Source organism: Novosphingobium naphthalenivorans NBRC 102051 (assembly GCF_001590985.1).
In the GTDB taxonomy this organism is placed as follows: Bacteria; Pseudomonadota; Alphaproteobacteria; order Sphingomonadales; family Sphingomonadaceae; genus Novosphingobium; species Novosphingobium naphthalenivorans.
Genome location: NZ_BCTX01000106.1, coordinates 1 through 12,220, shown reverse-complemented (window position 1 = coordinate 12,220; position 12,220 = coordinate 1). Strand labels below are relative to the sequence as shown.

The window sequence follows — 12,220 nt, the reverse complement described above, 5'->3', positions numbered from 1 at the left end:
GCCGCGCATTCCGGCTCCCGCCACGAGCCGGATTCTGCTAAACTGACAATTGCGCCATGGTGGTGGTGGAGGCGCATCCGTCCGACATTTGCGGAGACACCACCATGATCTTCATCGGCATCCTCCTCAGCATAGCCGCCATCGGCTTCCTCTGCTGGCTGCTCTTCACGCTCGCCGTGTTCGCGCTGCCGTTCTTCGCGGGCGTGACCGCAGGGACATGGGCCTATGGCACGGGCGCGGGATGGCTCGGCGCAATCCTGGTCGGCTTCGCGGCCGCCGGGTTGACCTTCGGTATCGGCCAGCTCCTGCTCGCCACCGTCCGACCGACCTGGGCGCGCCTGCTCATCGCCGCCGCATTCGTCGCCCCGGCCGTGGTCGCCGGCTTCCATGCCACCCATGGCATCGTGAAGCACACCATGCCGTCCGAGGGCTGGCAGCTCGCCTTCTCGATTGTCGGCGCCACCGCGGTCGGCATCGTCGCCTTCGCCCGCATCACCGGAATGGCGGCGCCCGCCCCATCAGCCGGGAACCTGTCTCGCGCCTGATGCAGCAACTTCCGTTCAGCGGACGAGACCGCGATTTGCCCCGCTGCCCCGTCATCTGGTCGGCCCGGTAGGGAGGCGGAGACAGCAGAACGTCGGTCCGTACCTCCCGTTGCGGCGGGTTGGAGCGCATCGTAAGGCGACGCCGAAGACACGGCCGAAAGGACGTTCGGCGCTGAAGCATCCCGTCAGAGCTGGCGGGACAGGAGATGCGCATCGTAGCCTGGACAAAGGTGAACCCACACGCCCGTGATCTCCGGTCGGGTCTCTGTGCGGAAAGTCGAAAGCCGCCATCGTCTCGCGTCATCCATCCGTGCAGAACCCACTCCCAGCGGCCTCTTCAATGGCCTGATCTGGCCGAAGGGCGGCTCCGCCTCGAGCGCCTATGCCACAACGGCGCGTCGCGACTTTCTTCCCCTGCGGCTGCGCCGTCATTCCTCGCGGAACAACAAAGTCGTGCCTGCACCGTCCTCCGCTACGCTGCGGTCGCAAGCGATGTGTCGTCGCTCGCCTCCGGCCTGTCGATCGCCATCGAGGCCGCAATGGTGCGGGCTCGAAACGGAAAACGGAGACTTATCATGGCGACCATCGGCACCTTCAAGAAGACCGGCTCGAACGAGTTCACCGGCGAAATCGTCACCCTCAACCTCCAATCCAAGGGCGTGCGCATCGTCCCCGACCAGCGCGCCAACGGCGAGAACGCCCCCAGCCACCGGGTTCTGGTCGGCCGCGCCGAGATCGGCGCCGCCTGGTCCAAGCGTTCCAATGAGGGCCGCGACTATTTGGGCCTCAAGCTCGACGATCCGAGCTTCACCGCTCCCATCTACGCCAACCTCTTCGATGACGAGGACGGCGAAGGCTACTCGCTGATCTGGTCCCGCCCCAACGGTCGCCGCGGCGACTGAGGCGGGCACACCCAGGTCCCGGCCGAAAGGCCGGGGCCGCCTTCCCGCTCAAGTCGCCGATGGGACCCGGGAATACCCGGATGGTCTCCCCACGCACGAAGACGCACTCCACGGCTTTACCAGCGTGCCGGACATCAGAACTTTGCCCTTTCCAGAAAAACCTGTGCGACCAGGCGAATCAGCCAGGTCAAACCATGGCAACACCGGCCTCGACTCGGGCCGGCAAGCTGGCTGAGAGAGGCGGATGCGACTAAAATAGCCGTAGTTCTGGAGCGCGTGTCGGTTGCGATGGGAGGTGATCATGCATGATCACCGCCCGACAATCCCGGGCCGCACGCGCGTTGCTGGGTTGGACGCAGGAGACGCTCGCTGACAAGGCCCGCATATCGCTGACAGCACTCAAGCGCCTCGAATCCGAAAGCGGACTCGATGTGTATGAGACGACTCGCGATCAGGCACGCAGGGCCTTGGAATCCGCCGGCATCGTCTTCCTGTCGACCGACCGAGGACATGGGGTGTTGCTGGTCGATGATCATGGGAAAAAGCCGAACCGATCTACGGCCTCGCGCTGACCTGTGGGCAGTAAGAGCCGGCCCCCGCTCACATTGCCTCCATTTCGGACCAAACCTGGTTAAGAGACAGACGTCGCGTATCCACCGAGGCCGCCCTATGATCGAACCATTCGAGGACATCGCACCGTCCGGTCGAGAGCTCACCGACTACGACAGATCGCATGTCAAACTCTATGTCCGCCTGCTGGACGCGGCCGCTGAAGGTGCGCGCTGGGAGGAAGCCGTGCAGGTACTGTTCGGCCTCGATCCCGTTCGCGAACCTCAACGCTGCCGGCATATCTATGATAGCCATCTCGATCGCGCCCGCTGGATGACGCATACCGGCTATCGGCACCTTCTTCGTCAGGTCCACAGCTGACAGTCGGCGAAGCGCGTGATGCCGTTTTGACATCACGCGATGCTCTCGCTCAGACTTCCAGCCTTCACCCCGCGCCGCGAACAATATGCTCTCGACTTGCGCGCACCACGCGGGGGAGTTGATGCGATGAGGCCCGATACATCAGACTGGCGTAACGATAGCAGCTACGAATTCTTCGATTCCCTGCCGATCGAAGGGCTCGCCTGGGAATGCCTTCGCAGAAGCCATCCCTATCAGGAACATTACGCCAACCTGGTCGACGCCGGCGCCGAAACCCTGCCCCTGCCTCACGAAGCACAGCAACGCTGGGGGTTGCGATTTTCCGGCAAGACCAGGCCTTTCCGCTGCCGAGCAAATGGTGGTGTGGTCGCCGTCGAACGATCCAACCGTCGTCTTCCTGACGCACCGGCCAAACTTCCTGCCCTCTGCCCCGAATGCGCTCGCCGACAGGTTCGGCGCGAAGCGTGACGCCCCCGAGGGATCGTACTCCACCCTTCCCCACTACGATCTCCAGGTCCTCTTTCTTCCCGGGACATCCCCAAACGATCAGCTCGCGGCGGTTATTCCGATCGATGGCGACCTTCTCGATCGCATAGATGCCCTCGCACGCCTGTCGCGCGCCTGGCTCGAACGCCCGCCGCTACGCGACACCCGCATGACCCGCGATCAGCGCCGCCGCTTCCGCTTGAGGCTCCGCGCCGCCGACGGTCGCATGAACGGCGCCACCTATCGTGAGATCGCCATAGCGCTCTACGGCGCGGCGCGCGTCGAAACCGATCCCTGGAAGACATCGCCGCTGCGTGACGCTGTCATCGCCTTCGTCGAAGCCGGGAAGGCTCTCATCGACGGCGGCTATCGGCAACTGCTCAGGCATCGCCGCCGAACCTAGTCGCATAGCGGTCAAGAGCTGACTTCACGCATCCGGCGCCTCTACGCCCTTGAACGAGCAAGGTTGGCCGGTTGCGGACCGTCCGCAACGGAGATCATAGCCGCGGCGATCTCGATCACCATCGATTTCGGTGACGGTTCGGCCGAGTAGTGGCACTGCGCGCCCAAGGGCGGCCGCATGCCGCGGTGGCCGGCCTTGCGCGGCATCTGGCCCAACGGGGCGCCCCGCTTCGACATTCGCGATGAGGACGCGACTATGCGACCGATGGATCATTCCTCGCGGTTCGCGAACATCGACCCATTGAACCGACCGGCACCGTCATGAGAGGTGGACGTCAAAGCCGGGCCAAAGCTTTGCGAAGCTGCCGAGTGCGATGGATCGAGCCCGATCCAGGTCATGGGCTGCGCGTGGATGGACGACGAATGTCGGGCAGTTAGGATCGCCGCACGAACAATGCTGGACGCTGCCATTGGCCAGGTGTCGTTTGAATAGGCGTCGCACCTCGTCGAGCTCGCGCACGACCTTAGCAAGGCCGGCACGGATCTGCGCATCGCGCACATGATGGAGCGACGGGATTCGGCGGATTTCGGCGCCGTCCCGGGTCCGCCAGACACCCGTGTTCAGCGCTCCGATCGTATCTTCGATCGCCTGTTGGAAGGCGGGAAGGTGGCTTTCGGCCATGAAGGGCGTGCGGAAGGCGGGCCGGTCGAACACGGCCGCCATCATGTGCAACGTATCGTGATCGGACAGGTCGGGAAAATCGTCGACGAAGCGGCGCAGCTCGGCTTCGGCATCGGGAAACACCACGCCTTCAACAAACCGGCGGAGCAGGAACTCGGCGCGGAGTCGCAGAGCTTCCTCGAACTCGACTCCAGACCAGACGTCGACGGCCTTGATGCCGAGCTGCCGTCCGGCAGCGGAGATCGCATCGCGCCGCTCGCTTGAGACAGCGCCGCGGCAGACGAACTTAAAGGCATCGGGCACGCCGGTCGGCGCACCGACCGCCTTCGCCATGTCGTTCTTCGCCTTGGCATCGGTCAGGCCGGCGCGGTTGACGCACTGGATGATCGTGCGGGGGGACCGCCCATCGTCGAACGGCTCCACGCCGATGATATCGCGCCCGAGATCGCTTCCTGTCTGGCCATACCAAGCGAGATCGCGCCAGCCCGCGCGCAGGTGATAGGCGAAGACCAGGCGCTCGAATTCGGCTCCGCCGAAGTCCTCGAAATGAACGCGCTGCACGGTACGGGCGATCATCGCAGCCCCGCGCTCAAGCCGATAGCCCAAGGCCACCTTGGCGGGGAGCCGGTTCGGCGACGAACGTGTCCGCGTCCAGGCCGGCTTCGCGCAAGAACGGCGCTTCCGACAGGCGGGCATAGAGATTGAGCATCCGCGTTTCAGCGCGCTTGATGAATGTCTCATAGGCCATTGGGATGATCTTTGTGCGGCCCTCCTCGCGGACGCCTTCGCGTGGGCTGAGTCGGGATCCGAGGACGAAGCAGGTAACGCGCGTGCCATCGTCGATCAGCCCCTGCGTCTGCAATTCGACCACATATTTCCAGGCCTGGTTCTTCTGATCCATGCCAATCGCGATGCCCGGCCGCTTCAGCTCCACGACGACCAGATGGGCGACACCAGTTACCTCATGCTGATCGTCGAACGCGGGTCGCGCGAACAGACCGACGCTGCCATCGGGGAGGATGACGAAATCGGGACGGTTGAGGCTGCCCTGGGCGGTGCCGCCGAGCAGCTTTCTGATGACTTCCGACATGCCGCGATTGGAAGTGAACTCGATGCTCTCGAACTCGGGTCCGAAGACCCACAGGCTGCGCTCGATGAGCGGTTGCAACTCTCGGACCTCGTCGGCCCGCTCGTCGCGAAGCTTGTCGTGCAACTCGCCAATCAGCTTCAACCGACTTTGAATCTCGTCGAGCGCCATTTTGGCCGTCGCCACGCTCCAGTCCGCGAGAATACCGTCGAGCTGGTCCAGTTCGCCGGGCTGAAGCCCGTGCAGCCGCGCCAACAGGCTGTATTGCGACGACGACGCCTCCAGATTGACGAGAATGCCGGCGACCTGATCGATCTGCTCCGTCGAGATGCCGGGGCAGGTGTCGACGACCTGATCGACGAAGCTGTTCCAGCGCTCGCGCGCGCTCGGCGCGATCTTGAGGACGGTGGAGGCATACCGCTCCCGGACCGCCTCCTTGGCTTCCGCGCGCCGTTCGAAACTGAACGCGGCAATTTCCTCGCGGATTTTGTCCTGAACGGCGACCTGCGTCTTTTTCCAGGTGTCATTGCTGAGCTGGAACCCCGACCAGTCCGGCAGGATCGCGTCGGTGTCGGCGAGAAAGTCGGCAAAGACGATGAAGGTGAAGCGCTTGGCTTCGCTCGTCCGGCCATCGAGCACGCGTTCGTAGTCTGTCCCGCGCCAGCCGCAATCGCCGACTAGCCGGTTGTTAACGTGCCAGGCGATGCCGTGCTGGCGGGTGGTGCGATCGGCCCGCTGGGAGTCGATCATGAGAATGCGCGCGCGACCGACCCCGGGAATGTCAACGAAGCTCTCCCGCACGAAGTCCTGCGGGATGTCGTCGAAGGTGACGGCCTGGCCGTCGACTGACACTTGAAAGTTGGGGTCCGTCAGGAAGCGAGTTCCGAGCACTTCGCGGATGTCGGCGGCACTGAGACGAAGCCGCGTCGGTTCGGCGGCTCGGATTTCGACGCCATGCCCTGCGCTTTGCTCGCGGTGGACGACCGCCCAGTCGAAGGGCCGCAGGCCTCCTCGCGAGACCCGGTAGGTGACTTTTTCGCCCGCCGCCTCGATAGTAATTTCATAGGGATTGGAGAAGGCGAAGCCGCCATGCCGGCCCCGACCGTTGCGTCCATAGATTCGGCGCGGCGCCAACTCGGATAGCTCGGTGGGCGGCGATACATATTCGCCTTCGGCCTTCACGCGGTTGTAGTCGAAAACGCCCCAGCGCTGCTCGAACTGCTCGCCCGTCATGCCGCGACCATTGTCCTTGATCGAGAATTTGCGGGAGCCGTCGTTCGTGGGCCAGACGATGTCGACCTTCGTCGCATAGGCGTCCCAGGCATTGGCGACCAACTCGACTAGGGCGACCGAAAGATCGGAAATGATCGGACCCGCATGGCGATCGAGGAATCGCTGGTCGAACGCCAGCAGTGGTTGTTCAGAAGCCATCACCCCCCCAATACCTTCTTAGCAGGTATCCTTCCCCGACACAGCGCCTATCACAACCTAGAATCTACCTGTCGGCTTCTGTCCATCCCCAGTCATCCCACCCACGTACGACACGGATGAGTGACAGCTTTGGGGATAACACTGCCGGCGCGCTGACCGGCAAAGATGAGGCGCGAAATCGCCCAGCCGGCTTCCGCTAAACCTATGGGCAGCTACGCCATCACGAGCGCCCCAAAACCGCCAGGGCCCTGTCTACCCAGATCAGTCCTCCGCCCGCCGACCATGATAGTTACCAACCGCCAGATTTTTAGCCAGTAGTCGGAGCGACGGCTGGGGGTGGGAAATCTAGCCATCCCAACTTCCCCATCCCTCCCGCCGACGGTCCTCCGCCACCGTGGTCGCTGTCAGCCGCTGATCGCCAGCGGCCCCCAGCGACCCCACGGAGGCCCGCCCCATGCGACCCGATATCGCCGCGCTCCCGCCACGCTACCTGCGGACGAAGGAAGCCGCTGAATTTCTCAGCCTCTCTGCCCGCACACTCGAAAAGCACCGCACCTACGGCACCGGCCCGGCGTATCGCAAACTCGGCGGACGGGTCGTCTATTCCGTCGACGACCTCGAAACCTGGGCAGCGCGCGGCGCTGTCACCTCGACCTCCGATCCGCGCGGCTCCGTCCTTCCGGCGAAACGCCAAGCGCCGCCGATCGGCCAGGTCGCCGGCCGTTACGCACGCTGATCAGGGCCCGTGCCTTTCATGGTGGTGCGACGCCGCGATCCTTCCGAGCGCGGGCAGCTCGATCTGTTTCGCGCGCTCCCCGGCGACTTCGCACCCCGAGATGCGCAGGATCTCATGGCCTATCCCTTCTTCTCCCTTTCCAAATCTCACCGCGTCACACCAATCGACTTCGCGGCCGGTGACATCACGATCCGCGTCGAGGCCGTTCCCGATCACGGCATGGCGACGATCTGGGACGCCGACATACTGATCTGGGCCGCGAGCCAGATCGTCGAGGCGCGGGACGCTGGGTTGCGCACCTCGCGCCTGATGGCGGCGACGCCCTATGAGATCCTCAACTATGTCGGCCGCGGCACGTCCCTGCGCGATTATCAGCGCCTCAAGGCCGCCCTCGATCGCCTACAATCAACGACGGTCTCGACGTCCATCCGGCAACCGGCCGAGGGCCGACGCCACCGCTTTTCCTGGATCAACGAGTGGCAGGAGCGCACCGATCGCCACGGGCGGCCCGACGGCATCGAACTCATCGTCCCGGACTGGTTCTACAAGGCTGTCCTCGACGACGCCCTCATCCTCACCATCGACCCAGCCTACTTCGATCTCACCGGCGGTCTCGACCGCTGGCTCTACCGGCTCGTGCGCAAGCATGGCGGCCGCCAACGCGCTGGCTGGCGCTTCGACCTGCATCATCTTCATCGCAAATCCGGCAGCCTGTCGCCGTTCAAGCGCTTCGCCTTCGAACTGCGCGACATCGTCCGCCGTCAGCCACTGCCCGGTTACATCCTCTCGCTCGAGGTGGAGATCGATGGCCGAACGCTCCTCGCCTTCGAGCCGTTCACAGTCTGTGGAAAAGCTGTGGACGGCCTCGTGCTATCGGGAACCCGCACTATCGTGCCATCGGGAACCCGAGGCTCGTGCTATCAGGAACCGGAACCCGCCCTAAGCTCTCGAAAACACGGGCGAAATCGCGCTCTTAACTTAGAGTCTAACCCAGAATCTAACTTTGAAGTGCGCGCACGCGATGTGGAAAATCTCATCCGCACAGCCGCGAACAACCTCCGCGCCATCGGCAAGGCGCCCCCCCGCGGCGCTCCCACGACCCGGCCGGACCAGCAGGAGCGCGCGCCGCAGGTCGCCGATCAGCTTCCGTTCGGCCAGCGGCCAGGAGGCGCGCGATGATCGTCGCGTTCCTCAATCAAAAGGGCGGTGTCGGTAAAACGACGCTGGCGCTCAACGTCGCCGGCGAGCTCGCAGGTCGCGGTGAGCGCGTCACGCTGATCGACGCGGACCCGCAAGGTTCGGCGCTCGACTGGTCTGAGCAGCGCGGCCATGAGGGCCTGCCACGCCTCTTCGGCGTCGTGGGCCTGGCGCGCGACACGCTCCACCGCGAAGCACCGGAATTGGCGAAGACCGTCGATCACGTCGTCATCGATGGGCCGCCGCGCGTCGCCGGCCTCATGCGCTCTGCGCTTCTCGCCGCCGACCTCGTTCTGATCCCCGTGCAACCATCACCATTCGATGGTTGGGCCTCGGCCGAGATGCTGGCGCTCTTGCGCGAAGCGCGCATCTATCGTCCCGAGCTTGCCGCCCGCTTCGTACTCAATCGCTGCGGCGCGCGCACCATCCTCGCGCGCGAGACGGCCGCGGCCCTGGCCGACCACGATCCTCCGCTCCTCGGCGCCACCATCGGCCAGCGCATCGCCTTCGCTACCGCTGCACAGACCGGCCGCCTGGCCCTCGAATGCGACGACGCGACATCGGCTGCGCGCGAGATCGCAGCACTCGCCGATGAACTCTTCCACCTTCGGATTGGCGGAAACACGCCATGAACGAGCGATCCACTCGCCGCCGCTTCACCGCGCGTCCCGCCGATCCCGACCAATGGATCAAGGCGGCCGATAGCGCGCCGCGTGCGCCGATCACGGCCGCGTTCACTGCCCGGCTCACCATCGACGTGACACCTGAATTGCGCGGCCGGATCAAGATCGCCGCTTTCGGTCGCGGCGTCACCGTCGCCGACCTGCTGCGCGAACTTCTCGAGCGCGAATTTCCCCCCACCGAAGGACAGTCGTCATGACCGGCATCGCGGCTCCCCGCGTGCGCGGCGGCGCGTCGCCGTTGGCGTACTCCCACGACGACATGACCCATGTCGAACTGACATGGGTCGAGAAGCAGATCGAGCACTGGATCAGGTTCGGCCGCGAGGCGCACAACCAGATCCTCGACCGCCGGCGGCGCGTCGTTTCGTTCAGGCCGCATACCGTCTTCGCCTTCGTGCGATGGGCATCGAACGACTTCGGCACCATCACCTCCCGCATCGACATCGTGCGCGCGATCGAGCCTGGCGAGCCGCACCAGACGCTGCCTTTCGTACATCCGGGCGGCGAAATCCTGCTGAAAGTCGAGGGCTGGCCAAAGGTCGAAGACGTGCTGCGCCACATCGATGCCATCGAAGCCATCGGGATCGACGCGGACACCATTTCGCCGGATCACTGGCGGCACGTCCATAACCGCATGACGGCCGGTTATCAGCCGCACGCCTACACGCTCGAACAGCATCGCGCCTTCCTCCTGCGCCGGACGGCCGAGCTGTGACGCGCACCAGCCTCTTTCTCGTGATGGCGCTCGCCGCGATAGGCGTTGGCTATCCGGCGTTCACGTCGATGCCGACCAGACTCATCTGGAACGCATCGGCCAGCGCGCCGATCGGCTTCTACACGATCGAATTCGACGGCCCGTTCGAAGGCGCCGATCTCGTCGCCATCGACGCGCCCGAACCGCTCGCGACCTACCTTGCCGATCGCGGCTACCTGCCCAAAGGCGTGCCGCTCCTCAAGCGCATCCTCGGCGTCGCCGGGCAGACGGTTTGCCGCTCGAACCTCACCATCACCGTCGATGGAATCCCGGTCGGGAGCGCCCTCGAACGGGATCGTCTCGGGCGCGGTCTGCCGGTCTGGCAGGGCTGCCGCCGCATCCATACCGGCCAGGTCTTTCTGATGAACTGGCAGGTCCGTGACAGCCTCGACGGTCGCTATTTCGGCCTGACCTCCACCGACCAGATCATCGGCCACGCGGTCCCGCTGTGGACCGACCAGGACGGAAACGGCCGCTTCGAATGGCGCGCGCCGACGCGGTGAGCGCGCGGCCGGCAGCGCTTGCACCGCCGCCGATCTCATCACCGCAGCACAATCGACAGGAGTCCCGCATGACACAGATCGGAGAATTCACGAAGCTGAAGGTCGGCTATTCCGGGCGCATTCGCACGCTCAGCCTCGACATCGCCGTCGCCGTGGTGGCGGCCGAGCCGAGCGAAACCGAGAACGCGCCAGACTATCGCGTTCACGCCGATACCGAGGATGGCCCGGAGATCGGCGCGGGGTGGAAACGCTCCAGCGACAAGGCTGGCGAATTCGTCTCGATCCAATTCGACGATCCCACCTTCATGCAGCCGATCCGCGCCAACCTCTTCCAGAATGGCGACGACAAGACGTCCTGGTCGCTGCACTGGTCGCGTCCGCGCGACCGTGCCGAGAAGGACTGACCGATGCCCGCTCGCCGTCCTTCGACGAGCCATCGGCGTGCGCGCGGGCGGCATCAATCCGCCCGGCGCATGGCTCTCCTTCTCCTTTCCGGCCTGATCGTCGCCGCGAACGCGACCGGCGCTGCTCTCGCGCAATCTGCACCGGCGGCGCGCGCGGTCTCTACAGATCCGCACGCCGCCTACGTCGCCGAGGCCTCGCAGCGGTTTGGCATTCCCGAACTCTGGATCATCGCGGTCAAACGCGCCGAAAGCGCGGGCGATGTACGGGCGGTGTCGTCGGCCGGCGCGCTGGGGCTGATGCAGGTCATGCCCGACACCTGGGCGGGCTTGCGCGTCCGCCACGGCCTCGGCCGCGACCCCTATGATCCCCGCGACAACATTCTCGCAGGCGCCGCCTATCTGCGCGAGATGTACGACCGCTACGGCAATGTCCAGGCCATGCTGGCGGCCTACAATGCAGGTCCGGCGCGGTACGACGACTACCTGCAAGGAGGTCGCGCGCTGCCGGCTGAAACACGCGCTTACGTTGCGCTGCTCGCTCCCCAGCTCGGCGCGACGTCGCCGTCCAATGCGCCATCAGTTGCTCCGCCGCCGCCAGACTGGCGGGAAGCACCGCTCTTCGTCGTGCGCACCGCTGACGCTGGTTCTGCCGCTTTGCCGTCGAACAACGAGCATCCGGACGACAGCCGTTCCTCCGTCGCGGCGCGCTCACCCAGTGCCGCCGACGTGTCGAATGCTTCCCTCGTCGTTGCTCGTTCCGACCCCGGGACGCCGCGATGAGCACCGCCAGCATCCTTCGCGCCCCGTCGTATTCCCGCGTAGCATGGAGGACGCGAGGGGGAGAGGCAGGCAAAACAACCGCACGATGGCAGGATAAAAGGCCGCACGTTGCGCGGCGGTCGGGCGGTTGTTTTTGCAGGGATTTTGGGCTCGATCCGCACCTTGCCACGCTCCTGCGCAATGTGCACCGGATATCCAACGCATTGTATCGGCGCGATCTTTTGCACATTGCGGGCTCGCGTCATGGCCGATGACCATGAATTTCGCGTTCGGCCTGGGCGTATCCGCTCGACCCGCGCGCAGTCGGCCCGGCCCTTTATCGCGCAGGCGCTCGCCGCCGCAAAGAAGGCAGGTGGCGGCGTCTCACGTTCCGGGCGCATCACCGCCGCCAATCGCTCTCGCTTCGGCCATGGCCAGCGCGCCAGCATCCAGGCGAACCGTCTCATCACCGCACGCACACGCGGCGCGGTCATCAAGGCCCGTGTCGTCCGGCACGCCACCCGCACGGCCCCGCTCGGCACGCATCTCGAATATCTGCGCCGCGATGGCGTGACCCGGGACGGAGAAAGGGCGCGGCTGTTCGGGCCGGGCACCGAAGAGCCTAACGGCCGCGCCTTCGCCGAGCGGTGCAAGGACGACCGCCATCATTTCCGCTTCATCGTCTCGCCGGACGATGCCGTCGAGATGTCGGACCTGAA

The 12,220-nt window shown here is 65.1% G+C and carries 15 protein-coding genes and 2 pseudogenes; 15 read left to right on the top strand and 2 right to left on the bottom strand.

Translation table 11 applies throughout. The annotated features are described in order from the left end of the window. Positions 1–104 precede the first annotated feature (104 nt). The 6 genes from NN5_RS22165 (at position 105) to NN5_RS22145 (ending at position 3,266) form a co-directional block, all read left to right on the top strand. Positions 105–545, top strand: a complete 441-nt coding sequence (locus NN5_RS22165; RefSeq protein WP_067738372.1) for a hypothetical protein — start codon at positions 105–107, stop codon at positions 543–545. Between the two features lie 575 nt (positions 546–1,120). Next, complete coding sequence (locus NN5_RS22160; protein WP_067738369.1) at positions 1,121–1,447, top strand: DUF736 domain-containing protein; 327 nt, start codon at positions 1,121–1,123, stop codon at positions 1,445–1,447. Between the two features lie 305 nt (positions 1,448–1,752). After that, on the top strand, positions 1,753–2,019 hold the full coding sequence (locus tag NN5_RS22155) for a helix-turn-helix domain-containing protein (RefSeq protein WP_067738366.1): 267 nt from the start codon (positions 1,753–1,755) through the stop codon (positions 2,017–2,019). A 97-nt stretch (positions 2,020–2,116) separates the two neighbouring features. Next, positions 2,117–2,377, top strand: a complete 261-nt coding sequence (locus NN5_RS25445) for a DNA -binding domain-containing protein (protein WP_084385107.1) — start codon at positions 2,117–2,119, stop codon at positions 2,375–2,377. Between the two features lie 39 nt (positions 2,378–2,416). Then, the gene (locus NN5_RS27365; RefSeq protein WP_373280353.1) at positions 2,417–2,845 is read left to right on the top strand and encodes a transcriptional regulator domain-containing protein; all 429 of its coding nucleotides are present in this window, start codon (positions 2,417–2,419) and stop codon (positions 2,843–2,845) included. Next, positions 2,733–3,266, top strand: a complete 534-nt coding sequence (locus tag NN5_RS22145) for a DUF2285 domain-containing protein (protein WP_067738361.1) — start codon at positions 2,733–2,735, stop codon at positions 3,264–3,266. The genes NN5_RS27365 and NN5_RS22145 overlap by 113 nt, the downstream gene beginning before the upstream one ends. A gap of 318 nt (positions 3,267–3,584) precedes the next feature. Here NN5_RS22145 and NN5_RS22140 read toward each other — a convergent pair whose 3' ends face one another. Next, entirely contained in the window at positions 3,585–4,523 is a 939-nt protein-coding gene (locus tag NN5_RS22140; protein WP_067738358.1) for a hypothetical protein, read from the bottom strand. A 13-nt stretch (positions 4,524–4,536) separates the two neighbouring features. Next, positions 4,537–6,465 carry an ATP-binding protein gene (locus tag NN5_RS22135; protein ID WP_067738356.1) on the bottom strand — a complete coding sequence of 643 codons (1,929 nt, stop codon included), beginning with the start codon at positions 6,463–6,465 and terminating at the stop codon, positions 4,537–4,539. A 454-nt stretch (positions 6,466–6,919) separates the two neighbouring features. Here NN5_RS22135 and NN5_RS22130 point away from each other — a divergent pair, with 454 nt between their 5' ends. The 9 genes and pseudogenes from NN5_RS22130 to NN5_RS22090 all read left to right on the top strand — a co-directional run. After that, positions 6,920–7,201 carry a helix-turn-helix transcriptional regulator gene (locus NN5_RS22130; protein WP_067738353.1) on the top strand — a complete coding sequence of 94 codons (282 nt, stop codon included), beginning with the start codon at positions 6,920–6,922 and terminating at the stop codon, positions 7,199–7,201. Positions 7,202–7,219: 18 nt separating this feature from the next. Next, positions 7,220–8,044 (top strand): annotated as a pseudogene (locus NN5_RS22125) (replication initiator protein A); the annotation flags it as partial. Between the two features lie 332 nt (positions 8,045–8,376). Then, the gene (gene parA, locus NN5_RS22120; protein WP_067738348.1) at positions 8,377–9,030 is read left to right on the top strand and encodes a ParA family partition ATPase; all 654 of its coding nucleotides are present in this window, start codon (positions 8,377–8,379) and stop codon (positions 9,028–9,030) included. Then, positions 9,027–9,278, top strand: a complete 252-nt coding sequence (locus NN5_RS22115; protein WP_067738346.1) for a hypothetical protein — start codon at positions 9,027–9,029, stop codon at positions 9,276–9,278. The genes parA and NN5_RS22115 overlap by 4 nt, the downstream gene beginning before the upstream one ends. Next, entirely contained in the window at positions 9,275–9,796 is a 522-nt protein-coding gene (locus NN5_RS22110; RefSeq protein ID WP_067738344.1) for a DUF2840 domain-containing protein, read from the top strand. The genes NN5_RS22115 and NN5_RS22110 overlap by 4 nt, the downstream gene beginning before the upstream one ends. Next, positions 9,793–10,338 (top strand): S26 family signal peptidase, encoded by a 546-nt coding sequence (locus tag NN5_RS22105; protein ID WP_067738342.1) that lies wholly within the window; start codon positions 9,793–9,795, stop codon positions 10,336–10,338. The genes NN5_RS22110 and NN5_RS22105 overlap by 4 nt, the downstream gene beginning before the upstream one ends. 68 nt (positions 10,339–10,406) lie before the next feature. Continuing rightward, on the top strand, positions 10,407–10,742 hold the full coding sequence (locus NN5_RS22100; protein WP_067738375.1) for a DUF736 domain-containing protein: 336 nt from the start codon (positions 10,407–10,409) through the stop codon (positions 10,740–10,742). A 69-nt stretch (positions 10,743–10,811) separates the two neighbouring features. Next, a complete protein-coding gene (locus NN5_RS22095; protein WP_067738339.1) occupies positions 10,812–11,522 on the top strand; it encodes a lytic transglycosylase domain-containing protein in 711 nt (236 codons plus the stop codon). 243 nt (positions 11,523–11,765) lie between these two features. Beyond that, positions 11,766–12,220: pseudogene (locus NN5_RS22090) on the top strand (type VI secretion protein); the annotation flags it as partial.

Bases quoted from the DNA above. Each gene is read 5' to 3' on its own strand.
- NN5_RS22165 (WP_067738372.1), top strand. From the start codon at position 105: ATGATCTTCATCGGCATCCTCCTCAGCATAGCCGCCATCGGCTTCCTC.
- NN5_RS22160 (WP_067738369.1), top strand. From the start codon at position 1,121: ATGGCGACCATCGGCACCTTCAAGAAGACCGGCTCGAACGAGTTCACC.
- NN5_RS22155 (WP_067738366.1), top strand. From the start codon at position 1,753: ATGATCACCGCCCGACAATCCCGGGCCGCACGCGCGTTGCTGGGTTGG.
- NN5_RS25445 (WP_084385107.1), top strand. From the start codon at position 2,117: ATGATCGAACCATTCGAGGACATCGCACCGTCCGGTCGAGAGCTCACC.
- NN5_RS27365 (WP_373280353.1), top strand. From the start codon at position 2,417: ATGCTCTCGCTCAGACTTCCAGCCTTCACCCCGCGCCGCGAACAATAT.
- NN5_RS22145 (WP_067738361.1), top strand. From the start codon at position 2,733: ATGGTGGTGTGGTCGCCGTCGAACGATCCAACCGTCGTCTTCCTGACG.
- NN5_RS22140 (WP_067738358.1), bottom strand. From the start codon at position 4,523: ATGATCGCCCGTACCGTGCAGCGCGTTCATTTCGAGGACTTCGGCGGA.
- NN5_RS22135 (WP_067738356.1), bottom strand. From the start codon at position 6,465: ATGGCTTCTGAACAACCACTGCTGGCGTTCGACCAGCGATTCCTCGAT.
- NN5_RS22130 (WP_067738353.1), top strand. From the start codon at position 6,920: ATGCGACCCGATATCGCCGCGCTCCCGCCACGCTACCTGCGGACGAAG.
- parA (WP_067738348.1), top strand. From the start codon at position 8,377: ATGATCGTCGCGTTCCTCAATCAAAAGGGCGGTGTCGGTAAAACGACG.
- NN5_RS22115 (WP_067738346.1), top strand. From the start codon at position 9,027: ATGAACGAGCGATCCACTCGCCGCCGCTTCACCGCGCGTCCCGCCGAT.
- NN5_RS22110 (WP_067738344.1), top strand. From the start codon at position 9,275: ATGACCGGCATCGCGGCTCCCCGCGTGCGCGGCGGCGCGTCGCCGTTG.
- NN5_RS22100 (WP_067738375.1), top strand. From the start codon at position 10,407: ATGACACAGATCGGAGAATTCACGAAGCTGAAGGTCGGCTATTCCGGG.
- NN5_RS22095 (WP_067738339.1), top strand. From the start codon at position 10,812: ATGGCTCTCCTTCTCCTTTCCGGCCTGATCGTCGCCGCGAACGCGACC.